Annotated in this window: 23 protein-coding genes and 1 other annotated feature; of the genes, 22 read left to right on the top strand and 1 reads right to left on the bottom strand. The window is 48.3% G+C overall.

Annotation, left to right across the window (positions count from 1 at the left end; all coding sequences use genetic code 11):
• The first annotated feature begins 12 nt into the window (after positions 1-12).
• Both disA and pssA read left to right on the top strand, forming a co-directional pair.
• Positions 13-1089, top strand: a complete 1077-nt coding sequence (gene disA, locus IEW26_RS28700) for a DNA integrity scanning diadenylate cyclase DisA (protein ID WP_184190235.1) — start codon at positions 13-15, stop codon at positions 1087-1089.
• A 41-nt stretch (positions 1090-1130) separates the two neighbouring features.
• A complete protein-coding gene (gene pssA / locus IEW26_RS28695) occupies positions 1131-1859 on the top strand; it encodes a CDP-diacylglycerol--serine O-phosphatidyltransferase (protein WP_145406601.1) in 729 nt (242 codons plus the stop codon).
• 133 nt (positions 1860-1992) lie between these two features.
• On the opposite strand, the gene IEW26_RS28690 is transcribed toward pssA, so the two are convergent.
• Positions 1993-2388 carry a nucleoside triphosphate pyrophosphohydrolase family protein gene (locus IEW26_RS28690; RefSeq protein WP_110899262.1) on the bottom strand — a complete coding sequence of 132 codons (396 nt, stop codon included), beginning with the start codon at positions 2386-2388 and terminating at the stop codon, positions 1993-1995.
• 172 nt (positions 2389-2560) lie between these two features.
• Here IEW26_RS28690 and IEW26_RS28685 point away from each other — a divergent pair, with 172 nt between their 5' ends.
• The 20 genes from IEW26_RS28685 to rpoC all read left to right on the top strand — a co-directional run bounded on the left by IEW26_RS28685 (position 2561) and on the right by rpoC (position 23786).
• Positions 2561-3646, top strand: a complete 1086-nt coding sequence (locus IEW26_RS28685) for a PIN/TRAM domain-containing protein (protein ID WP_188594838.1) — start codon at positions 2561-2563, stop codon at positions 3644-3646.
• A gap of 102 nt (positions 3647-3748) precedes the next feature.
• Entirely contained in the window at positions 3749-4441 is a 693-nt protein-coding gene (gene ispD, locus IEW26_RS28680) for a 2-C-methyl-D-erythritol 4-phosphate cytidylyltransferase (protein ID WP_188594837.1), read from the top strand.
• Positions 4438-4914, top strand: coding sequence for a 2-C-methyl-D-erythritol 2,4-cyclodiphosphate synthase (gene ispF, locus IEW26_RS28675; RefSeq protein ID WP_017692052.1), 477 nt, complete (start codon positions 4438-4440; stop codon positions 4912-4914). The genes ispD and ispF overlap by 4 nt, the downstream gene beginning before the upstream one ends.
• Positions 4915-4947: 33 nt before the next feature.
• On the top strand, positions 4948-6411 hold the full coding sequence (gene gltX, locus IEW26_RS28670) for a glutamate--tRNA ligase (RefSeq protein ID WP_188594836.1): 1464 nt from the start codon (positions 4948-4950) through the stop codon (positions 6409-6411).
• 504 nt (positions 6412-6915) lie between these two features.
• Positions 6916-7569 (top strand): serine O-acetyltransferase, encoded by a 654-nt coding sequence (gene cysE / locus IEW26_RS28665; RefSeq protein ID WP_111271012.1) that lies wholly within the window; start codon positions 6916-6918, stop codon positions 7567-7569.
• Positions 7570-7650: 81 nt separating this feature from the next.
• Entirely contained in the window at positions 7651-9051 is a 1401-nt protein-coding gene (cysS, locus tag IEW26_RS28660; RefSeq protein WP_188594841.1) for a cysteine--tRNA ligase, read from the top strand.
• The gene (locus IEW26_RS28655; RefSeq protein WP_229730091.1) at positions 9048-9572 is read left to right on the top strand and encodes a Mini-ribonuclease 3; all 525 of its coding nucleotides are present in this window, start codon (positions 9048-9050) and stop codon (positions 9570-9572) included. Before cysS ends, IEW26_RS28655 begins: the two co-directional genes overlap by 4 nt.
• Before the next feature lie 50 nt (positions 9573-9622).
• Positions 9623-10369 carry a 23S rRNA (guanosine(2251)-2'-O)-methyltransferase RlmB gene (rlmB, locus tag IEW26_RS28650; RefSeq protein WP_188594835.1) on the top strand — a complete coding sequence of 249 codons (747 nt, stop codon included), beginning with the start codon at positions 9623-9625 and terminating at the stop codon, positions 10367-10369.
• 5 nt (positions 10370-10374) lie between these two features.
• Positions 10375-10896, top strand: coding sequence for an NYN domain-containing protein (locus tag IEW26_RS28645; RefSeq protein ID WP_145406606.1), 522 nt, complete (start codon positions 10375-10377; stop codon positions 10894-10896).
• Between the two features lie 172 nt (positions 10897-11068).
• Complete coding sequence (sigH, locus tag IEW26_RS28640) at positions 11069-11713, top strand: RNA polymerase sporulation sigma factor SigH (protein WP_024633601.1); 645 nt, start codon at positions 11069-11071, stop codon at positions 11711-11713.
• Between the two features lie 309 nt (positions 11714-12022).
• Entirely contained in the window at positions 12023-12172 is a 150-nt protein-coding gene (rpmG, locus tag IEW26_RS28635) for a 50S ribosomal protein L33 (protein WP_072735843.1), read from the top strand.
• A gap of 21 nt (positions 12173-12193) precedes the next feature.
• Complete coding sequence (gene secE, locus IEW26_RS28630; RefSeq protein WP_024633600.1) at positions 12194-12385, top strand: preprotein translocase subunit SecE; 192 nt, start codon at positions 12194-12196, stop codon at positions 12383-12385.
• Between the two features lie 22 nt (positions 12386-12407).
• On the top strand, positions 12408-12941 hold the full coding sequence (gene nusG, locus IEW26_RS28625; RefSeq protein ID WP_024633599.1) for a transcription termination/antitermination protein NusG: 534 nt from the start codon (positions 12408-12410) through the stop codon (positions 12939-12941).
• A gap of 68 nt (positions 12942-13009) precedes the next feature.
• A complete protein-coding gene (rplK, locus tag IEW26_RS28620) occupies positions 13010-13435 on the top strand; it encodes a 50S ribosomal protein L11 (protein WP_188594834.1) in 426 nt (141 codons plus the stop codon).
• Positions 13436-13529: 94 nt separating this feature from the next.
• Positions 13530-14222, top strand: a complete 693-nt coding sequence (gene rplA, locus IEW26_RS28615; RefSeq protein ID WP_090924686.1) for a 50S ribosomal protein L1 — start codon at positions 13530-13532, stop codon at positions 14220-14222.
• A gap of 68 nt (positions 14223-14290) precedes the next feature.
• Positions 14291-14438: a sequence feature (ribosomal protein L10 leader region), on the top strand.
• Between the two features lie 23 nt (positions 14439-14461).
• Positions 14462-14965, top strand: coding sequence for a 50S ribosomal protein L10 (rplJ, locus tag IEW26_RS28610; protein ID WP_110899271.1), 504 nt, complete (start codon positions 14462-14464; stop codon positions 14963-14965).
• 71 nt (positions 14966-15036) lie between these two features.
• On the top strand, positions 15037-15399 hold the full coding sequence (rplL, locus tag IEW26_RS28605) for a 50S ribosomal protein L7/L12 (RefSeq protein WP_111271017.1): 363 nt from the start codon (positions 15037-15039) through the stop codon (positions 15397-15399).
• Between the two features lie 98 nt (positions 15400-15497).
• Positions 15498-16100: a class I SAM-dependent methyltransferase gene (locus IEW26_RS28600; RefSeq protein WP_188594833.1), complete on the top strand. Its 603-nt coding sequence runs from the start codon at positions 15498-15500 to the stop codon at positions 16098-16100.
• 413 nt (positions 16101-16513) lie between these two features.
• Positions 16514-20059 carry a DNA-directed RNA polymerase subunit beta gene (rpoB, locus tag IEW26_RS28595; RefSeq protein ID WP_111271019.1) on the top strand — a complete coding sequence of 1182 codons (3546 nt, stop codon included), beginning with the start codon at positions 16514-16516 and terminating at the stop codon, positions 20057-20059.
• A 112-nt stretch (positions 20060-20171) separates the two neighbouring features.
• Entirely contained in the window at positions 20172-23786 is a 3615-nt protein-coding gene (rpoC, locus tag IEW26_RS28590) for a DNA-directed RNA polymerase subunit beta' (protein WP_188594832.1), read from the top strand.
• Positions 23787-23875: the final 89 nt, after the last annotated feature.

The raw sequence follows: 23875 nt of genomic DNA, 5'->3' as shown, positions 1-23875 counted from the left end.
GGGCATAACAAGATGAAGGATTCAAGCCAACTGGACAATATGAATGATTTGTTAAGGCTGATCGCACCAGGTACACCTTTCCGCGAAGGTCTGGAAAATGTGCTGCGCGCCAAGACAGGCGCACTGCTTGTTGTAGGATACAGCCCTGAAGTAATGGAAGTGGTGGATGGAGGATTTTCGATTAATTGTGATTTCTCGCCAAACTACCTGTATGAGCTTGCCAAAATGGATGGTGCGATTATTCTGAGTGAGGATCTGAAGCGGATTTTGTATGCCAACACACAGCTGATCCCGGATTCCTCGATCTCTTCGTCAGAGACAGGCATTCGTCACCGGACGGCCGAACGAGTGGCGAAGCAGACTGGCAAGCTGGTTGTGTCTATCTCGCAGCGCCGGAATATTATTACGCTGTACCAGGGAACGCTTCGATATTCACTCAAGGAAATCGGGGTTATTTTGACCAAAGCCAATCAGGCGATTCAAACGCTCGAAAAATATAAAGCTGTGTTGACGCAATCCCTCACCAATCTGAGCGCCTCTGAATTCGAGGAACTGGTTACGATTCCAGAGGTGGTCAATGTCATTCAACGCACCGAGATGGTGCTGCGGATCAAAACGGAGATTGAACGATATATTGATGAACTGGGCAATGAGGGACGACTCATCTCCATGCAGATGGAGGAGCTTGTTGGTACAACAGAGGAAGAAGCCTGGCTGCTGTACAAGGATTATGCCCGAGACGACAGTGATGACAAGATTCGCGAGATTATCGGAGGGCTGAAAAGATTGTCGGATGAAGAGCTGCTGGATGCGCACCATATCGTACGTCTGCTGGGTTATCCTTCATCGGCAGCAACTTCCGAGGATTCGGTTGCACCTCGCGGTTACCGGGTATTAAATAAGATCCCTCGTCTGCCTAATGTCATTATTCATAACCTGGTGGATCAATTCGAACAGCTGCCTCACGTCATTACCGCTACAATCGAGGAGCTTGATGAGGTGGATGGCATTGGTGAAGTTCGTGCCCGTACCATCAAGGAAGGACTCAAACGTCTGCAGGAGCAGATGTTTATTGACAGACAGATGTAGGAACCGCCTGTATAGGCTTCTAATGGATGAGGTGAAACAACATGTTAACCAGATTCATTCCAAATCTCTTTACCCTGGGTAATCTGTTTCTTGGAATGCTGGCCATCTTGCTTGCAATCAACGAAAAATACAGCCTGGCTGCGATTTTGGTTATCATTGCGATGCTGTTGGATGGTCTGGATGGACGGGTAGCCCGGGCATTGAATGCGCAAAGCGAATTTGGCAAGGAGCTGGACTCCTTGTCGGATATGGTTTCTTTTGGTGCAGCACCGGCCCTGATTATTTTTATGGTGTCATTCCAGGATGCAACGCCCATCTTCGCCTGGATTGCAACGGCTGCTTTTCCAATCTGCGGAGCCATACGTCTGGCGAGATTTAATGTACGGCCGGGCATTCCCGGGTATTTCACAGGTTTACCGATTCCGGCCGCGGGTGGCGTACTTGCAACGCTCTCCCTTTTCCATAAGGATATCGGCCCCATCTCCATGATGATTGCTACGCTGCTGTTATCATATCTGATGGTAAGCTCGCTGAAATATCCCAATTTCAAAAAGGTCGGACTGCCTCGAAAGGCGATCTGGATCGCCCCGTGGGTTATACTGCTGGCGGTCGGGCTGGCTCTCCTTTTCCCGGATCAGCTGTCCAAGCTGATTTTTATTCCGCTCGTGCTGTATGCCTTGTATGGAATGAAGCACAGTGTACGAATCGCGGCTTCTCGCAATCGTGCCAAAAAACGCAAGGGAGAGAAATCTTCCCGCTCCGACAGCTAACTTATGCGAGTTGTACACGAGCTTAACAAATCACGAAACACAAAAAGCACGTACTTTTCCTGAACGGAGAGTACGTGCTTTTTGCTGTGTGGCTTATGCTGATACATAACCAACCGAGTATATAATCATGGAGCTAAGACAAGTTGAACATGCCAAGCGTCGAACATTTCTGTGATTCGTGATTCACAACCTCTTCCATGTTAATGTCCAGCAGATTGCAGAGTGCTGACATATAGAACAGGTTCCGCCCTAATTCGGAACTGATGACCTCTTTGCAATTTTCACACAATTCACCTTCCACATGTGTTTCCAGCGAACCCTTGGCTTGAGATATACCACTTTCGGGGGCGTACTGCTGTTTGGTGGCGTGCAGCTCAATGCAGCCGCATTCGGTAATGGCTTTGGACACAGCGCGGTTAACAGAGGCTCCGGCTTGTCCCGTTTTGGACAGTACATCAATCAGGCTGCGATGGCGCAGCAGCAGTTCCGAAACTTGATCCTGAAAAGCCTGTAAACTTAGCGTACTCATTTTGCCACTCACCTCTGGATATGAATTGAATTCATTATATGCCAATAAAAGTCTTACTTTCAACTGACGAATGCAACATTTCCAAAAAGTTCTTGCGGACGGGATTAGCTTTTCGGGAATTGGATCATACTGGATATGAAGATAAAGATTGATTGAGGAGGTGCAGGAACTCATGTGGAGAAAAGGCATTTTAACTTTTACTGGATTGTGCGGCGCATGGTTCGGGTACACGGCTTATCATCTGGCAGGCAGGTCCATTCCCTGGATGGCCGAATGGATTCAGTCAGCAGGATTGCTGGGGGCTGGTGTATCTACACTGCTGGGAGCGGTACTTTTTATGTCCGTATGTACAATTGGCGGCACCATGATGGCAAACAGACTGCATAGCGGGATTGATTCCCTGGCTAAAATACCGATGAACGAGCTGGCTGCTGGTGCGGCAGGCATCGTGGCCGGGCTTCTGGCTGCTTTGCTGCTGTACCCTTGCCTTGCCTGGCTGGGAACCGCAGGAGAGGTGCTGCAGGTGGGGCTGACTGCCATTGCTGCTTATTCAGGGTACAGTCTGGCTATGGCCAAGAAAGACGATCTGGGGGCATTCTGGAAGTCGGGACGATGGGGCCATCCTGAAGTGGACGAGGAACGACGCATGGAAGAGCATAAAATTTTGGACACCAGCGTCATCATTGATGGACGAATTGCGGATATCTGCAAGACCGGTTTCATTGAGGGAACGATTGTCATTCCTGAATTTGTGCTGGAGGAGCTGCAGCATATCGCGGATTCATCGGATCTGCTCAAGCGGAACCGCGGGCGGCGCGGACTGGACATTTTGAACAAAATCCAGAAGGAGCTTGATGTGCAGGTATTGATCTATGAAGGGGATTTCGAAGAAATCTCCGAGGTAGACAGCAAACTGGTGAAACTTGCCAAGGTATTGCAGGGCAAGGTCGTGACCAATGACTTCAACCTGAACAAAGTGTGTGAGCTACAAGGGGTATCGGTGTTGAACATCAATGATCTGGCCAATGCGGTGAAGCCGGTAGTACTGCCAGGAGAAGAGATTATGGTGCAGATTATCAAGGATGGCAAGGAGCACGGACAAGGTGTAGCCTATCTGGACGATGGTACCATGATTGTGGTTGAAGGTGGACGGGAGTATATCGGCATGATGATGGAAGTGCTGGTGACCAGTGTGCTGCAGACATCTGCGGGACGAATGATATTTGCCAAGCCGAAACTGTTGGAAAAAGCCCAATAAAGGGGTATGATGAGTAGTGTATCGTAATGAGTTATAATAGGTGATGTATTATGAATTATAGACTCCAGACGATAAACTGACAGACAAGGCAGGGATTGCGGCATGGATAAAGGTTGGGGCGTTGTCATTGTAGCGGCAGGCCGGGGAACCCGTATGGGCACAACCGAGAGCAAACAATTTCTGCTGCTGCAGGACAAGCCCGTTTTCATACATACGCTTGAAGTATTTGCGGCGCTGGACGAGATTCGCGAGATGGTTCTGGTTACGGGTGCTGCAGATGTTGAACGATGCCTGGAATGGGTAAAAGAATACCAGCTGGAATCGCGTGTCCGCGTAATCCCCGGAGGGAAAGAGAGACAGCATTCGGTCCATGAAGGCCTGCGGGCGTTAGGAACCGATTGGGTGCTCGTTCACGACGGGGTACGTCCTTTTGTGCACCGTGAGCAGATCAGGAACTGCATGGCTGCCGCCGCTTCAGGCGGAGGAGCTGTGCTGGCCGTGCCGGTGAAGGATACGATTAAACAAGTGAACGCGGATGGCATCGTTACAGCAACGCCGGACCGCAGCAGTCTGTGGAGCATTCAAACCCCGCAGGCTTTTCGTCTTTCTTCCTTGCTGGAAGCTTACGATACGGCAGAGCGGGACGGGTTTCTGGGAACGGATGATGCCATGCTGGCCGAGCGCCAGGGAATGTCGGTCAAGGTTGTGGAAGGCAGTTACACCAACATCAAACTAACGACGCCTGAAGATTTACAGTATGCCGCGTTTTGGCTTGGGGGAGAGAAGAAGCGATGATACGTGTAGGACAAGGATTTGACGTGCACCAGCTGGTAGAGGGAAGACCGTGCATTATTGGCGGGGTAACGATTCCTTATGAAAAAGGACTGTTGGGCCACTCGGACGCAGACGTGCTGCTGCATGCGATCAGTGATGCAATTCTTGGTGCACTTGCACTGGGGGATATCGGCAAGCATTTCCCGGATACCGATCCGGAATTTAAAGATGCGGACAGCTTGAAACTGCTGGAGCATGTATGGCAGCTCGTGAAGGATCGCGGCTATAAGCTCGGTAATATTGATTCAACGATTATTGCCCAGAAGCCCAAGATGGCACCTTATATTCCGCAGATGGCTGAAGTGATTGCGAAGGCGCTGGAAGCCGATGTGACACAAGTGAACGTGAAGGCAACAACGACAGAGCAGCTCGGGTTCCCTGGACGGGGAGAGGGCATTGCAGCCCAATCGGTTGTGTGCCTGGTACGTGTGTGATATCATCAACGAATTAGAGACGGAGGGGATCATATGAGCGCAGAAATTCGGGTGCGCTACGCACCGAGCCCAACGGGACACCTGCATATCGGGAATGCCCGTACGGCGCTGTTTAACTACTTGTATGCCAAACATAATAACGGTAAATTCATTATTCGTATCGAGGATACGGACGTGAAACGCAACATTGAGGGTGGCGAGGAAAGCCAGCTGAAATACTTGAAATGGCTCGGCATCGAGTGGGATGAGAGTATTGATGTAGGCGGGGACTACGGGCCGTACCGCCAGACGGAGCGTCTCGATCTGTATCGCAAATATACACAAGAGCTGCTGGACAAAGGTCTGGCATACCGCTGCTACTGCACGGAAGAAGAGCTGGAACAGGAGCGCGAAGAGCAGTCGGCGCGTGGAGAAACCCCGCGTTATTCCGGCAAGCACCGTGACCTGACACCGGAGCAGATTGAAGCATTTGAAGCGGAAGGCCGCGTGGCGAGCATTCGTTTCCGTGTACCGGCAGACCGCACATATACATTCGACGACATGGTCAAAGGTACGATTTCGTTCAACAGTAAGGAATCAGGCGACTTTGTCATTGTGAAAAAGGACGGCATTCCCACGTACAACTATGCGGTTGCTGTGGACGATCACTTGATGAAGATCTCCCACGTATTGCGTGGGGAGGATCATATCTCCAACACCCCGCGTCAGCTGATGATCTATGAAGCGCTTGGCTGGGAGCCTCCGCAATTTGGTCATATGACGCTGATTGTGAACGAAAATCACAAAAAACTGAGTAAACGGGATGAATCCGTCATCCAGTTTATTGAACAGTATGATCAGCTGGGCTATCTGCCCGAAGCGATGTTCAACTTTATCTCCCTGCTTGGCTGGTCGCCGGAAGGAGAAGAGGAAATCTTTTCACAGGAGCAGCTGATCTCCATCTTTGATACAAAGCGTCTGTCCAAGAGCCCGGCTGTCTTTGATACGCACAAGCTGGCGCATCTGAACAACCATTACATCAAACATGCTGATCCTGCGCGCATTGCAGAGATGGCGATCCCGCATCTGCAAAAAGCAGGACGTCTTCCTGCCGAGCTGTCCGCGGAGCAAAAAGAATGGGCATATTCCCTCGTACATCTATATCAGGAGCAGATGAATGCGGCATCCGATATCGTAGAACTGTCGGAAGTGTTCTTCCGTTCGGAGGTTGTGCTGGAGAGTGAAGGAGCTGCGGTTCTTGCTGAAGAGCAGGTACCAACGGTGCTGAAGGCATTTGCTGACAAGGTACAGGAGAGCGACGAATTCACACCGAGTAAAATGGCTGCGTTGATCAAGGAAGTGCAGAAGGAAACAGGCTTTAAGGGCAAACAGCTCTTTATGCCAATCCGTGTGGCCTTGACGGGACAGACTCATGGACGTGATCTGAATCAGACGATTGTACTGCTTGGCAGAGACACGGTCACCCAGCGTTTGCTGGCACAGGTGACAAGCGCGTAATTAGATTCTGCTGGTTGTCAGTGTGAAGGCTTTTCGCTATAATAGCAACACAAGGTTGAATTGTCATAATACGTTCATATAGAACAGCAAAGACCGGGAGAAGTAAGCTGACCCGGACAAATCCAGAGAGGATGGCCCCGTACGCCCGGACAGAGAACAAATCTGTTTGGCGAGCGGTGGCTGCGAGCCGTCCATTGTCCAGCAGTCTGAAATGCACCCGTGAGCTGCACCGTCGAATCCGGCCCCGCCTCAGTCAGCAGTACAGAGGAGAACGTCAGGATAGATGGCGACGACTGGTTCCCGTTACCGAGCCGCCAGAGGGTTTGTGTTATTCAGGATTCATCAGGAATGAACCAAACCAAGCAGAGTGGGACCGCGATTAACGCCTCTGCAGCTTCGTGCTGCAGAGGCGTTTTTTGTTTTGGCGAGTGCGCAGTACACTATCAAGGAACACGCCGTCCGGCATACCCGGAGGACGAGAACCGGAACAAGAGGGGAACGAGCATGTTCAAAAAGATCAGATCAGATATCCAGACGGTCTTTGAAAATGATCCAGCCGCCCGGAGTTGGTTTGAAGTTGTATTTACGTATTCAGGGCTGCATGCGATATGGGCCCATCGATTCGCGCACTATCTATACAAACGAAGATGGTACTCGCTTGCCCGGTTTATATCTCAGGTTAGTCGGTTTATGACAGGCATCGAGATTCATCCTGGAGCTACGATCGGTGATCGTTTGTTCATTGACCACGGGATGGGGGTTGTCATTGGAGAAACGTGTGAGATTGGTGACGATGTTGTGATCTATCAAGGCGTAACCCTGGGCGGGACAGGAAAAGAAAAAGGGAAGAGACACCCGACAATTGGCAATAATGTGGTTATCTCATCCGGTGCGAAGGTGCTGGGATCGTTTCGCGTAGGGGATCAAAGCAATATTGGTGCCAACTCTGTGGTTTTAAAGGAAGTGCCGGCGAACAGTACAGTCGTAGGTATTCCGGGACGAATCGTCAAGCAGGATGGCCGGCGTGTGGACCGTCTGAACCAGCAGCTGCCTGACCCGGTTGTTGATTCGCTGCGCAGCATGCAGCGCGAAATTGAACGGCTGCAGGAGGAAGTGCGCACAATGCAAAATACACGCGAATCGGAGAAATGCACATAAGATGATTGATGCACATTCGCTGATGCATGCACATTGAATAGGTATACAGTACAGCAGTTCAGGATGAAAGGAAAAGTGACCATGACGCTTCAGATTTATAATACGATGAGCCGTACCAAAGAGGAGTTTGTTCCGCAAGAGCCCGGCAAGGTGAAAATGTACGTATGCGGACCAACCGTATACGATTACATTCATATCGGGAATGCCCGTCCAGTGATCTTTTTCGACACCGTTCGCGGGTATCTGGAGCAGACCGGACATGAAGTGAATTATGTCGTAAATTTCACGGATGTGGATGACAAACTGATCCGTAAAGCCGAGCAGCTTGGCACCGATGTTCCGCATGTGGCGGAGAAATTTATTGCTGCGTATTACGCGGATTTGGAAGGTCTTGGCATTCCTAAGGCCAGCAGCAACCCACGTGTAACTGAGAATATGCCGCTGATTATTGATTTTATAAGTGAACTCGTTGAAAAAGGTTTCGCTTATGAAAATGGCGGTGACGTATATTATCGAACAGGCAAGTTCGAGAAATACGGACAATTGTCGAAACAAAACTTGCAGGAGCTGCAGTTCGGTATCCGGATCGGTGTAGACGAGCGCAAGGAGCATCCGGAAGACTTCGTGCTTTGGAAAGCAGCTAAGCCTGGCGAAATTTTCTGGTCCAGCCCATGGGGCGATGGTCGTCCTGGCTGGCATATCGAGTGCTCCGCTATGGCAAGGGAATACCTGGGGGATACACTGGATATTCATGGTGGAGGTCAGGATCTGCAGTTTCCTCACCATGAGTGCGAATGCGCGCAATCCGAAGCAATTACGGGCAAACCACTCGCGAATTACTGGATGCATAACGGGTTTATTCGCATTGATAACGAGAAAATGTCGAAATCTCTCGGTAACGGCGTTTTGGTGAAGGATCTGCGAAGCCAGTACAAGCGTGAAGCCATCCGTTACTTCATGTTGTCTACTCACTATCGCAACCCGCTTAATTTCACTGAGGATACGATGGAGCAGGCGCAGAACAGTGTGGATCGTATCGCCAATGCGGTGGGTAACCTGAAGCATCGTCTGGGGGCTGTAACCGTAAATCAGCAGATTCCTGAAGAATTCGCAGCAAGACTGGACGGAATTCGACAACAGTATCATGAAAAAATGCAGGATGACTTCAATACTCCAGATGCAATTACGGCGCTGTTTGAGTGGGCGGCAGAAGCGAACCAGCTGCTGCAGCAGGATGTGGTCAATGCCGCCGAAATTCATGCATTGCTGGAACTGTTCGATGAACTGAATGCGGTGCTGCGAATCTATACAGACGTGGAGCCGGAACTTTTGGACGAAGAGATTGAACGTTTAATACAAGAGCGCGTGGAAGCACGCAAATCCAAAAACTGGGCTCGCGCAGATGAAATTCGTGATGAATTGTCTGCTCAAGGCATCCTGCTGGAAGATACGGCACAGGGAATGAGATGGCGCCGCAAATGAGCGAGGAAAAAGAGAATATTTTGTCTCAATCTGTCGAGCGTACGGTCAATGATGTACAGAGTGAAGGGACGACGCATCAGGTGAATGCGCAGGAGGGCGGATGGTTTCCTTATCCTCCTTCCCGGCCTGCACGGCTGATCCCGCCCATTGCACTGGCTTATATCGGTGATGCGGTATATGAGGTTGCGGTGAGGCAGTATCTGTTATCCAAAGCGAACATGCGTCCTAACCATCTGCACCGCAGTGCAACAAAGCTGGTATCTGCCAAGGCTCAAAGCCGCATACTGACAAGTATAGAGGCTGCATTGACGGAAGAGGAGCTGGACGTGGTGCGGCAGGGGCGCAATGCCAAGTCGGGCAGCGTTCCCAAAAATGCGGATGTGCTGGAGTACAGACACGCAACGGCATTTGAATGTCTGATCGGTTATCTATACAGCAGCAGTCAGCATCATCGAATGATTGAGCTGATCGGGCTGGGGATTGAGCAGGCAGAACAGGCATCTGCATCAACGTCCAAATAGCTGCGGTGACTATTTTATATAACAAGCAATACAGAGAGGAACGAACAAGGATGGAAGAAGAATGGATTGCCGGTAAACACTCCGTAACGGAGGCGCTGCGTTCTGGCCGGACCATTAATAAAATATGGATTGCCGACACGGCGCAGAAACACCTGACGCAACCGATCATTGCGGTGGCCAAAAAACAAGGGATCGTAATACAGCACGTGGACAAGCGTAAGCTGGATCAAACCGTTCCCGGTATTCAGCATCAGGGTGTTGTTGCCCAGGCAGCTCCGTATGCTTATGCTGAGGTTGAAGATATTTTGCAAGCAGCCAGATCCAAAAATGAACAACCGTTTATCCTGCTGCTGGATGAAATTGAAGACCCTCATAATCTGGGGTCCATCCTGCGTACGGCAGACTGTACTGGAGCTCACGGTGTCATTGTACCCAAGCGGCGTTCAGCTTCAGTAACAGCAACGGTATCCAAAACGTCTGCAGGCGCTGCAGAGTATGTACTCGTTGCTCGGGTAAGTAATCTGGCGCAAACGATTGATCGTCTCAAAGAAGAGGGCGTATGGGTCGTGGGAACGGATGTTACTGCACGTGAGGCTGTTTTTGGCAATGGTGTATTTACAGGTCCTGTGGCCCTTGTTATTGGCAACGAAAACAAAGGCATGGGTCGCCTCATTCGTGAGAAATGTGACGTGCTGGTCAAACTGCCGATGCAAGGTCAGATTAATTCCCTGAATGCTTCCGTGGCAGCGGGGGTTGTTATGTATGAAGTGCTCCGTTCCCGCCAAGCGCAGGAATAGATGATATGGCTGATTCCCGTGATGTGCTTCTTGTAGACGGGTACAACATGATTGGCGACTGGCCTGAATTATCCAAATTGGCTGAAAGCGGGCTGGAAGAGGCGCGGAACAGACTGCTCTTCCGGCTTGCAGACTACCAGGCTTTTTCCGGCAGGCGCGTCATCGTTGTGTTTGACGCCTACCTAGTGCCTGGACTCGGTAAATCCTTTACACAGAGCAAAGTTCAAGTTCATTTTACAAAGGAAAAAGAGACGGCAGACGAATGCATTGAGAGACTCGTTCGGGAACTAAGCATGCGAAGACGCCAAATCTATGTAGCTACCAGCGATATGGTAGAACAACATGTTATTTTCGGCCAGGGAGCGCTGCGTGTATCTGCAAGAGAACTGCTGATTGAAGTGGAACAGAATGAAAAGGAGCTTCAGCAGCGGCTTGCGGAGGATCAGGCGAGATCAACTCGCAATACAATCGGGGGGAAATTAAGCCCTGAGATTTTGAAGCAGTTTGAACGCTGGAGACGAGGCTGACAGCGGGTTTCTTACAAATTTTACAATATTGAAACTATTGACAATTATGTTATACCTGTTCTTTTTTAGGGATGGCGTGGTTGACGGTGGCAGGTACCATCATATATACTGTTCGTATATTTCATAGAGTAGAGTAACGGGGTACCTTGCGTTGCAGCCGGAGGGATTGTCTGTGAGTGTCGACCTCAAAGATATCATGTTATCAAAGTATGATTACCAAAGTGACGAAGACATTGTCGAAGCGGTCCGTGAAGGCGAGAGCGAAGCGCTGGAGTTTTTGATCAACAAGTATCGCAACTTTGTACGCGCCAAGGCAAGATCTTATTTTTTGATCGGAGCTGACCGGGAAGATATTATTCAAGAAGGAATGATTGGCCTTTATAAATCCATCCGTGATTTCAAAGGGGACAAGCTTGCTTCTTTCAAGGCGTTTGCCGAATTGTGCATTACAAGACAGATTATTACGGCGATCAAGACAGCCACACGACAGAAGCATATTCCGCTGAATTCTTACGTATCTCTGGACAAGCCCATTTATGATGAAGAGTCTGATCGTACGTTACTCGATGTGATTTGTGGAACACAGGTCAGTGATCCGGAAGAATTAATTATTAACCAGGAGGAGTTCGTTGGCCTGGAAGACAAAATGTCCGAGATTTTGAGTGACCTGGAACGTAAAGTGCTGATGTTGTATCTGGACGGAAGATCCTATCAGGAGATAGCAGTTGATCTGGATCGTCATGTGAAGTCCATTGATAATGCATTGCAGCGTGTGAAGCGCAAACTTGAAAAGTACCTGGAAGTTCGAGATAATTGAACAGAGGTTGTTGTCGTTGACGGAAAAGGCTCGGTGTTTGAGTCTTTTTTTATTGTCTGGAGTTTATATTGTTAAGGATTGATAAATACTAGTAATCGCTCGGTTCATGCCGGAGAATTGAAAAAATCAGAGATGAGAGACACGGCACGTGTAGTGCGGAATTAATACCCAATGATGAAAGGTTATTCTTTCATTGACATGCTTATACCCTTGTGATAAAGTGTTTTAGGTAGGCCTATTTTACGGCTTTTTTTTCAGGATCAATTTAGAGACTCTGCTCAGTGCGGAAGTCTTCGGGAGGTGTACATCATGCGGGTAATTATTACTTTGGCTTGTACAAACTGCAAACAAAGAAATTACACTACGACAAAAAACAAGCGTAATCACCCCGACCGCATGGAGATGAAGAAATTTTGCAAGTTTTGTAACGAGCAGACTTCTCATCGCGAAACCAGATAGTTTTTGGGAGGTGTAGTCGGCGTGAAACGTAGTTTCAAATCTCTGATTTCCTTTTTCTCTGAAAGCTGGGCTGAACTTAAAAAGGTTCGCTGGCCTAATCGTAAAGAGCTGACGAACTACACGTTAATCGTACTTGGTACTGTTGTGGTTATGACGCTGTTTTTTTGGGTCGTAGATATCGGCATCTCCGCTGTGATCGAAGCGATTATTTAAGAAGGGTCCCAGGTGGCTTGATATGGAAAAAAGATGGTACGTCGTTCATACCTACTCAGGGTATGAGAATAAGGTCAAAGCCAATTTGGAAAAACGCGTAGAGTCCATGGGCATGGAAGACAAGATTTTCCGCGTTCTTGTTCCGATGGAAGAAGAAGTGGTAAACAAAGACGGTAAGAAAAAGACCGTTATGCGTAAAGTTTACCCCGGATATGTCTTGGTCGAAATGGTTCAGACGGATGACTCTTGGTATGTTGTTCGCAATACGCCAGGTGTTACCGGATTTGTCGGCTCGACAGGTTCCGGCTCCAAACCAACAGCCTTGTTGCCAGAAGAAGTGGAACAAATTCTGAAGCACATGGGTATGGTTGAGCCTAAGCCTAAAATTGAATTCGATATTAAGGAATCCGTACGCATCAAAGTCGGTCCTTTTGCGAATTTTGTGGGCTCCGTGGAAGAGATTTTGGTAGACAAAAGCAAGCTGAAAGTACACGTCAACATGTTTGGACGGGAAACACCGCTTGAGTTGGAATATACGCAAGTGGAGAAGATATAGTTTCTTCAAGTTTCTTGTGGGAGGGCTGTGAGGCCCGTTAACCACTATTTTGCAAGGAGGTGTCAATCATGGCAAAAAAGGTAATCAAAATAGTAAAACTGCAGATTCCAGCAGGTAAAGCAAATCCAGCACCACCAGTAGGTCCGGCATTGGGTCAAGCAGGTGTCAACATCATGGCATTCTGTAAAGAATTCAACGCTCGTACAGCTGATCAAGCGGGATTGATCATTCCAGTTGAAATCTCTGTATTCGAGGATCGTTCCTTTACATTCATCACTAAAACTCCACCTGCAGCAGTTCTGTTGAAAGTGGCAGCGAAAGTTGAAAAAGGATCCGGCGAACCGAACAAGAAAAAAGTTGCTACCGTTAAACGTGATGCGGTACGTCAAATCGCGGAAACAAAAATGCCTGACCTGAATGCTGCTGACGTTGAGTCTGCAATGCGTATGGTCGAAGGTACTGCCCGCAGCATGGGTATCACCATCGAAGACTAATTTTCAAACGAAACATGGCTTCGTAAAGCCGGCCGATTCGCGGCCGGTCAATGTGGGAGGTATATCCGCTAAAACCACAAAGGAGGAATAAAACATGGCTAAACACGGTAAAAAATACCTGGAAGCTGCCAAGCTGATCGACAGCGAAGCAACTTACGAGCCTTCAGAAGCGGTTGAGCTTGTGAAAAAGGCAGCTACTGCGAAATTCGATGAAACTATCGAAGCAGCAGTTCGTTTGGGCGTAGACCCTCGTAAGCAAGACCAGGCAGTACGTGGTGTTGTTGTCCTGCCACATGGTACAGGTAAAACACAACGCGTATTGGTATTTGCAAAAGGTGACAAAGCGAAAGAAGCGGAAGCGGCTGGCGCGGACTATGTTGGTGATGCAGACATGATCAACAAAATCCAACAAGGTTGGTTCGAATTCGACGTCTGCGTAGCGACACCGGATATGATGAGTGAAGTAGGTAAATTGGGCCGTCTGCTCGGCGGTAAAGGCCTGATGCCTAACCCTAAAGCCGGAACGGTAACTTTCGATGTAACTAAGGCTGTTCAAGAAATCAAAGCCGGTAAAATCGAATATCGTCTGGATCGTGCAGGTCAAATTCATGCACCGATCGGTAAAGCTTCTTTCTCTTCCGAGCAACTGAATGAGAACCTCAAAGCTCTCATGGACGCTCTGAACCGTGCTAAACCGGCGGCAGCAAAAGGTGTTTATCTGAAGAACGTAAGTCTTTCTTCTACGATGGGCCCTGGCGCACGCGTGAACGCAGCAGCTTTTAGATAATATCTCTTGACAAGGTTCTCCTTGCTCTGGTATGATATAAAAGTTGTGAGTCCGAGTGACTGACCGTTGACATTTGAATATGCTTGCCGTAGACAGTAGGTGCCAACTGGCTTAATTTCCTACCGAGGTGTGATTATACAACTTGAAACGATGTAAATCGATTGCGAGTATATATCAAGCCTTCGTGATTCTACGGAGGCTTTTCTTAATGGGATAAATTTGATCAGGAGGTGTACAGATTGGCAAACGCAAAAGTGATTCAAGCAAAACAAGAGTCCGTTGATGCAGTAACAGCAAAATTGCGCGAAAGCGCGACAACAGTTGTTGTTGATTACCGCGGATTGAACGTTGCCCAAGCTACTGAACTGCGCAAGCAGCTTCGTGAAGCTGGTGTAGAATTCCAAGTGCTGAAAAACACATTGCTTCGCCGTGCGACTGCTGCAGCAGAATTGACAGAACTCGATAGCGTTCTGACAGGCCCTACTGCAATTGCATTCAGCGGAGAAGATGCTGTAGCTCCAGCCAAAATTCTGAACGACTTCGCGAAAAAGAACGATGCACTGAAATTGAAAGGTGCTGTCGTAGAAGGTCGCGTAATTGGAGTAGAAGAAGTTAAAGCGTTGGCAGAACTGCCATCCCGCGAAGGTCTCCTCTCCATGCTCCTCAGCGTGCTTCAAGCCCCTATGCGCAACTTCGCGCTTGCGGTTAAAGCCGTTGCAGAAAAAGAAGAGCAAGGCGCGTAAGCTACTTGATCTGAATACTGCGTAGCAGTAATGAAATACAAAAAAATAAAATTATATATGGAGGTTCAATCATGAGTAAAGAGCAAATCTTGGAAGCAATCAAAGGCATGACTGTACTGGAACTGAATGATCTTGTTAAAGCAATCGAAGAAGAATTCGGCGTAACTGCTGCAGCTCCAGTAGCTGTTGTAGGTGGCGGCGCAGCTGCAGCTGAAGCTGAACAATCCGAATTCGACGTAATCTTGACTAACGCTGGTGCTTCCAAAATCAACGTTATCAAAGCAGTTCGTGAAATCACTGGTCTTGGCTTGAAAGAAGCAAAAGAACTGGTTGACAACGCTCCAAAACCACTGAAAGAAAAAGTGGCTAAAGAAGAAGCAGACGCAATCAAAGCTAAGCTTGAAGAAGCTGGCGCTACAATCGAAGTTAAATAATTTAGCTTATCCAAGCTGAATGAATAAAACAACAAACCCCTTGACTTATATCAAGGGGTTTGTTGCTGTAAATGTAACTATGGAAAGTGAGTGAGGGCATGTCCAATCATTATTATTCGGACAAACCGCAAGCAGCACATGACCGTAAGGCCGCGGAAGCGGTGCTTCGCGGATTCAGTCTGCGGCTGGTGACGGATGCTGGTGTTTTTTCCAAGAACGGAATCGATTATGGCAGCAGAGTATTGATTGATGCGATGGAACTGCCGTCAGGCGCTCAGGTTCTCGATGTGGGATGTGGTTATGGGCCGATCGGGCTTACAGCAGCAAAACTTGTACCGAATGGACATGTCACCATGATCGATATCAATGAGAGAGCGGTTGAGCTTTCCAGGGAAAATGCTAAAGGCAACGGCGTTGCTAATGTTACGGTTATGCAAAGCAATCTACTAGCTGAAGTACAACAGCGGGATTTCGACGTGATTCTGACTAATCCGCCTATACGAGCAGGCAAAGAAACAGTTCACATGATCTTTGAGCAGGCGTATGAGCATTTGAAGATTGGCGGGGCGTTATGGATTGTCATTCAAAAGAAACAAGGTGCACCTTCTGCGAAAGCAAAGCTGGAATCGTTATTTTCACGAGTGGAAGAAGTGACAAAGGATAAAGGCTATCGGATCTTCAAAGCGGTAAAGGAAGAATAGTGAAATCTATCAGAGGTTCTTTTGGATTTGTAAAGTAAGCAGGGGATCAATTTTTTTGCAATAGGACTATTGACTTGAAATTCAAGCCGTGGTATAGTTGTAAAATGTCAGTATTAAGATGCCCTACTTGGCTTTAGCTAACTAAAAATGTCAACCTTTTTTACGCCGAACCGGGCTTATTATGCCTATGTTTGGCGTATAATATGTACATTTTGGGCAAACTGGGGATATGAATGATTTGGAAAGACATCCGCCGATCAAAGTTGCTCTTTTATCGAACGACATTTCGAATAAGGGCTTTTCTTTATTTGCGGGTGCATTGCTTTGCTCTGTATGTGTACCATTATAAGGTTACAAACAGAGGTTCGCAACGAAATTTTTAAAGTGAGTAGACATTGAGGGGTGAGTTTAAGTTGGCAGGACATCTTGTTCAATATGGTCGACGCACTCGGCGCAGTTATGCACGAATTAACGAGATACTCGAAGTTCCGAACCTGATTGAAATCCAACAAAAATCGTACGACTGGTTTTTGGAGGAAGGGTTGCGCGAAATGTTCCAGGATATCTCGCCGATCCAGGATTTCACAGGCAACTTGATTTTGGAATTTATCGATTACAGTCTCGGAGAACCGAAGTATACAGTAGATGACGCGAAAGAGCGTGATGTTACTTATGCAGCACCGCTTCGGGTCAAAGTCCGGCTCATTAATAAGGAAACCGGAGAAGTCAAAGAGCAGGAAGTATTCATGGGAGATTTCCCGCTGATGACCAGCACCGGCACATTCATTATTAATGGTGCGGAACGGGTTATTGTCAGCCAGTTGGTTCGCTCTCCTAGCGTTTACTTCAGTACAAAAGTAGATAAGAACGCCAAAAAAACGTATACCGCTACAGTAATTCCTAACCGCGGCGCTTGGCTGGAGCTGGAGATGGATGCGAAGGACGTTGTTTATGTCCGGATCGACCGTACACGTAAAATTCCGGTTACGGTTCTCCTGCGTTCCCTTGGTTTTGGCACAGACGCTGAGATTCTGGATTTGCTCGGTAATGACGAATATATCCGTAACACGCTGGACAAAGACAACACGGACTCCACGGAGAAAGCACTCATTGAAATCTATGAGCGTCTTCGTCCAGGTGAGCCGCCAACGCTTGATAACGCGAAGAGCTTGCTCGTTGCACGTTTCTTTGATCCAAAGCGTTATGACCTCGCAAACGTAGGTCGTTACAAAATCAACAAAAAGCTGCACATCAAAAACCGTTTGTTTAATCAGCGCCTTGCTGAGTCTCTCATCGACGCTGAAACGGGTGAAATCATTGCAGAAGCAGGTCAGATGGTTGACCGTCGTTTGCTCGACGAAATCATGCCTTACCTGGAGAAAAGCGTTGGTTTCCGCACATATCATGTAGGTAACGGCGTTTTGGATGCCAATGATATCCCGATGCAAACGATTGATGTATTTTCACCGATTGAAGATGGTAAAGTGGTTAAGCTGATTGCCAATGGTGACATTGACAAGTCCGTAAAAAACATTACGCCAGCCGACATCATCTCTTCCATCAGTTACTTCCTGAACTTGCTGCATGGCATCGGTAGCACGGATGATATCGATCACCTGGGTAACCGTCGTCTGCGTTCCGTAGGTGAGCTTCTGCAGAACCAGTTCCGTATCGGTTTGTCTCGTATGGAGCGTGTGGTTCGTGAAAGAATGTCCATCCAGGATGCAAATGTCATTACTCCACAGGCGTTGATCAACATTCGTCCAGTTATCGCGTCCATTAAAGAGTTCTTCGGAAGCTCCCAATTGTCACAGTTTATGGATCAAACGAACCCGCTGGGTGAATTGACGCATAAACGTCGTCTGTCCGCACTCGGACCGGGCGGTTTGACACGTGAGCGCGCCGGCATGGAAGTCCGTGACGTCCATCCATCCCACTATGGCCGGATGTGTCCGATCGAGACACCGGAGGGACCAAACATCGGTTTGATCAACTCCTTGTCGACTTTTGCACGCGTGAACGAATATGGCTTTATCGAAGCTCCTTATCGTTGGGTTGATCCGAAAACTGGTGTCGTAACCGAGCAAATCGATTACCTGACAGCAGATGAAGAGGACAACTATGTTATCGCTCAGGCGAATGCGAAGCTGAATGAAGATAACACCTTTGCTGAAGATGCGATCATTGTACGTTACAACAAACAGTCGGATAACATCCTTACGATGCCGAGTGATCGAGTAGACTACATGGACGTATCGCCTAAACAGGTTGTATCTGTCGCTACGGCGCTCATTCCGTTCCTTGAGAACGATGACTCCAACCGTGCCCTCATGGGATCAAACATGCAACGGCAGGCGGTTCCGCTCTTGATTCCTAAAGCTCCGCTTGTAGGAACAGGTATGGAACACAAAGCAGCTAAAGACTCTGGTGTATGTATTGTTGCCGATTATGACGGAATTATTGAACGTTCCTCTGCGAACGAGATCTGGCTTCGTCGTGTAGAAGAGGTAGACGGTCAGGAAGTCAAAGGCGATATCGTTAAATATAAATTACACAAATTTATGCGTTCGAACCAAGGAACATGCATCAACCAACGTCCAATCGTAAAAAGAGGCGCTGTTGTCAAAGCCGGCGACATCCTTGCTGACGGTCCTTCGACGGAAATGGGTGAGCTTGCACTTGGACGTAACGTTGTAGTTGCCTTCATGACTTGGGAAGGCTACAACTACGAGGATGCGATCCTGCTCAGCGAAAAACTCGTTAAAGAAGATGTATACACATCTATCCATATCGAGGAATATGAGTCGGAAGCTCGGGATACCAAGCTCGGACCTGAAGAGATCACACGCGATATCCCTAACGTTGGGGAAGAAGCGCTGCGTAATCTGGATGAGCGCGGTATTATCCGCATCGGTGCTGAAATTGCAGCTGGCGACATTCTCGTTGGTAAAGTTACACCAAAAGGGGTAACAGAGCTGACTGCAGAAGAACGTCTCTTGCACGCGATCTTCGGTGAGAAAGCACGTGAAGTTCGTGATACTTCCCTGCGTGTGCCTCACGGTACAGATGGTATTGTCGTCGATGTGAAAGTCTTTACCCGTGAAAACGGAGATGAACTGCCACCAGGTGTGAACCAGCTCGTTCGTGTTTATATTGCCCAAAAACGGAAAATCTCCGAGGGTGATAAAATGGCGGGACGTCACGGTAACAAAGGGGTCGTGGCCCGCATCTTGCCGGAAGAAGATATGCCTTTCCTGCCAGACGGCACACCAGTTCAAATCGTTCTTAACCCGCTGGGCGTACCTTCCCGTATGAACATCGGTCAAGTACTCGAAGTTCACTTGGGTATGGCCGCAATGCAGCTTGGTATCCACGTAGCAACACCTGTATTCGACGGAGCGAAGGAGTATGACGTCTTCGATACGATGGAAGAAGCAGGTATGCAGCGTAATGGTAAAACTGTGCTGTATGACGGACGTACTGGTGAAGAGTTTGAACGTGAAGTTACCGTAGGTGTCATGCACATGATCAAACTGGCACACATGGTTGACGATAAAATCCATGCCCGTTCCACAGGTCCTTACTCACTTGTTACGCAACAGCCGCTGGGTGGTAAAGCCCAATTCGGTGGACAGCGTTTCGGGGAGATGGAGGTTTGGGCGCTTGAGGCATACGGTGCCGCTTATACTCTGCAAGAAATCTTGACCGTTAAATCCGATGACGTTGTTGGTCGGGTGAAAACGTACGAGTCCATCGTCAAAGGTGAGAACGTGCCGGAGCCAGGTGTTCCTGAATCGTTCAAAGTATTGATTAAAGAGCTGCAAAGCTTGGGTATGGACGTTAAGATTTTGAGTGAAGATGAGCAAGAGATTGAAATGAAAGAAATGGACGATGAAGATGACGCTGCGAGCGATAAGCTCAGCCTCAACCTTGAGGGTGCAGAGGTCGGAGCTGAATAATTGCTTCGGGCGCATGATGACCGGCGTTTTTCATCAGGCTCACGTTTTGCTCCGGCTTCGGCCGGAGCGGGCGTAACCTAGAATACAGGAATTGGTTAAGGAGGGTTGCTCCTTGTTGGACGTCAACAATTTCGAATACATGAAGATCGGGCTTGCTTCCCCAGAGAAAATTCGTTCTTGGTCCCGCGGAGAAGTGAAAAAACCGGAAACGATCAACTATCGTACGTTGAAACCGGAAAAAGAAGGGCTGTTCTGCGAAAAGATTTTTGGCCCTACAAAAGACTGGGAATGTCATTGCGGTAAATACAAACGCGTTCGTTATAAAGGCGTTGTCTGTGACCGCTGTGGCGTTGAAGTAACACGTGCGAAAGTCCGTCGTGAACGGATGGGCCATATTGAGCTTGCTGCTCCGGTATCGCATATCTGGTACTTCAAAGGTATTCCGAGCCGTATGGGTCTCGCTTTGGATATGTCTCCGAGATCTCTCGAAGAGATTATTTATTTTGCATCTTATGTTGTAACTGATCCAGGAGAAACTCCACTGGAGAAAAAACAGCTGCTGTCCGAAAAAGAATACCGCAGCTACCGTGAAAAATACGGTTATGGCTTCCAAGCTGGCATGGGTGCAGAAGCAGTTAAAAAATTGCTTCAAGACCTTGACGTAGAGAAAGAGCTTGAATTCCTGAAGGAAGAGCTCCGTACTGCACAAGGACAACGCCGCAACCGTGCAATCAAACGTCTGGAAGTGATTGAAGCTTTCCGTAACTCTGGGAATAACCCAGAGTGGATGATCATGGATGTACTTCCTGTCATTCCGCCGGAGCTTCGTCCGATGGTACAGCTGGATGGTGGACGTTTCGCTACGTCTGATCTGAATGATCTGTATCGCCGTGTAATTAACCGTAACAACCGTCTGAAACGTCTGCTTGACCTGGGCGCGCCAGATATTATCGTGCAAAATGAAAAACGGATGCTGCAAGAAGCGGTTGACGCTTTGATTGATAACGGTCGTCGTGGACGTCCTGTTACAGGTCCGGGTAACCGTCCTTTGAAATCTCTCAGCCACATGCTGAAAGGTAAACAAGGTCGTTTCCGTCAAAACTTGCTCGGTAAACGTGTTGACTACTCCGGTCGTTCCGTTATCGTTGTCGGACCTTACCTGAAAATGTATCAGTGTGGTCTGCCAAAAGATATGGCACTTGAGCTGTTCAAGCCTTTTGTTATGAAAGAGCTTGTGAATAAAGGACTTGCCCACAATATCAAGAGCGCAAAACGTAAAGTTGAGCGTGTAAGTCCTGAAGTATGGGATGTTCTTGAAGAAGTCATCAAGGAGCATCCGGTTCTTCTGAACCGTGCCCCTACGCTTCACCGTCTCGGTATCCAGGCGTTCGAACCGATCCTGGTTGAAGGTAAAGCAATTCGTCTTCACCCGCTCGTATGTACGGCGTACAATGCCGACTTTGACGGTGACCAAATGGCCGTGCACGTTCCGTTGTCTGCTGAAGCTCAAGCGGAAGCACGTATCCTGATGCTGGCATCAGGCAACATTTTGAACCCGAAAGACGGTAAACCGGTTGTTACTCCTTCTCAGGATATGGTTCTTGGTTCTTACTATCTGACCATGGACAACAAGGAAGAGAAGGGTACAGGTATGGTCCTGCGTACGGTCAATGAGGCTGTATCTGCATACCAACGGGGTACTGCCGGACTGCATGCACGTGTAGCTATTCCGGTTAAGGCACTTGGTAAAACAAGTTTCACCGAAGAGCAGCAAAAAGGCATGCTGTTAACAACAGTGGGTAAAATTATCTTTAACGAAATTTTCCCTGCAAGCTTCCCTTATATCAATGACGCGACTCGTGCAAACCTGTATCAAGGTACTGCTGATCACTTCTTTGTATATGAAAAAGGGGCTGACCTGAGAGAGGCAATCATGAATGCTCCTCAAGCAGGCGGTGTCGGCAAAGAATATTTGGGTTCGATCATCGCACGCTGCTTTGAAATTTATCACACAACCGAAACAGCGGTTATTCTGGATAAAATCAAACAGCTTGGATTCACATACTCTACACGAGCAGGTATTACTGTAGCCGTGGCTGACGTTGTCGTTCCAGATGAGAAAACAGACATTCTGAAACAGTCCGAGGAGAAAGCACAAATCGTTACGAATCAGTACCGCCGTGGTCTGATTACGAATGAAGAGCGCTATGACCGCATCATTGATATCTGGTCGAAATCCAAAGATGATATCACGGACATCCTGATGAAATCCATGGATCGCTACAACTCGATCATGATGATGGTTGACTCCAAAGCCCGGGGTAACAAATCACAAATCACTCAATTGGGCGGTATGCGTGGTCTGATGGCCAACCCGTCTGGTCGAATTATCGAACTCCCAATCAAATCGAACTTCCGTGAAGGTCTGACAGTACTCGAGTACTTTATTTCCACTCACGGTGCGCGTAAAGGTCTCGCGGATACAGCCCTGCGTACAGCCGACTCAGGTTACCTGACTCGTCGTCTCGTAGACGTTGCCCAAGACGTAATCGTGCGTGAGGACGATTGTGGTACAGATAAAGGCTTTACCGTTAGCCGTATCCAGGATGGTAAAGAGGTTATTGAGGATCTCTACGACCGTATTGAAGGCAGATATTGCTTCGAGACTGTTCGTCATCCGGAAACCAAAGAAATTATCGCTGGCCGCAATGAGCTGATCGATTCTGACAAAGCAGAAGCGATTATCAAAGCTGGCGTAACCAAATTGCAAATCCGCTCCGTTCTCAGCTGCCGTGCAAGCCATGGTGTCTGCAAGAAGTGTTATGGTCGCAACCTTGCGACAGGTAAACACGTGGAGATTGGTGAAGCAGTTGGTATCATTGCAGCACAATCCATTGGTGAGCCGGGAACACAGCTGACGATGCGTACGTTCCATACCGGTGGTGTAGCCGGAGACGATATCACGCAAGGTTTGCCGCGTATCCAGGAGCTCTTTGAGGCTCGTAATCCTAAGGGTCAAGCGACAATCAGTGAGATTGATGGTGTGGTTAAAGAAATTCGCGAAGCGAAAGACCGTCGTGAAATCGAAATTCAAGGTGAAGCAGAATCCAAAGTGTACTCCGTTACTTACGGTTCCCGTGTACGCGTAAGCGAAGGCATGGAAATTGAAGCGGGTGACGAGCTGACAGACGGTTCTATCGATCCAAAAGAAATGCTGCGCATCAAAGGCGTACGCGGCGTACAGAACTACATTTTGCAGGAAGTACAGCGTGTATACCGTAACCAGGGTGTAGAAATCAATGATAAACACGTTGAAGTTATGATTCGTCAGATGCTGCGTAAAATCCGTATCGTGGATGCGGGAGATACAACGCTGCTGCCAGGATCATTTGTTGATACGTATGAGTACGAAAGAGCGAACAAAATTGCGATTCTTAGTGATAAAGAGCCAGCGGTTGCTAAACCAATCCTGCTCGGTATTACAAAAGCATCCCTTGAAACAGACTCCTTCCTCTCTGCGGCATCGTTCCAAGAAACGACACGTGTATTGACAGATGCAGCGATCAAAGGTAAGGTAGACCAATTGCTGGGTCTGAAGGAAAATGTTATCATCGGTAAATTGATTCCTGCAGGCACGGGTATGAACCGTTATCGCAGTATCAAGTTTGCTGAGCCGGAGGATGGCCAATCTTCGGTAGAAGAACTGGAGCCAGTTTCGGTAGACTAACATCGACTCTTTAGATCTGAAATGATTAAGGGTGTGTATGTCTGGGCGCTTCGCTAGTGTCAAACTGGTGGAGTAACCCTGGCATACAC

This window comes from Paenibacillus silvae (genome assembly GCF_014639235.1).
Lineage (GTDB): Bacteria > Bacillota > Bacilli > Paenibacillales > Paenibacillaceae > Paenibacillus > Paenibacillus silvae.
Note: the sequence above shows the minus strand (reverse complement) of the source record. Positions and strands in the feature narration are given on the sequence as shown.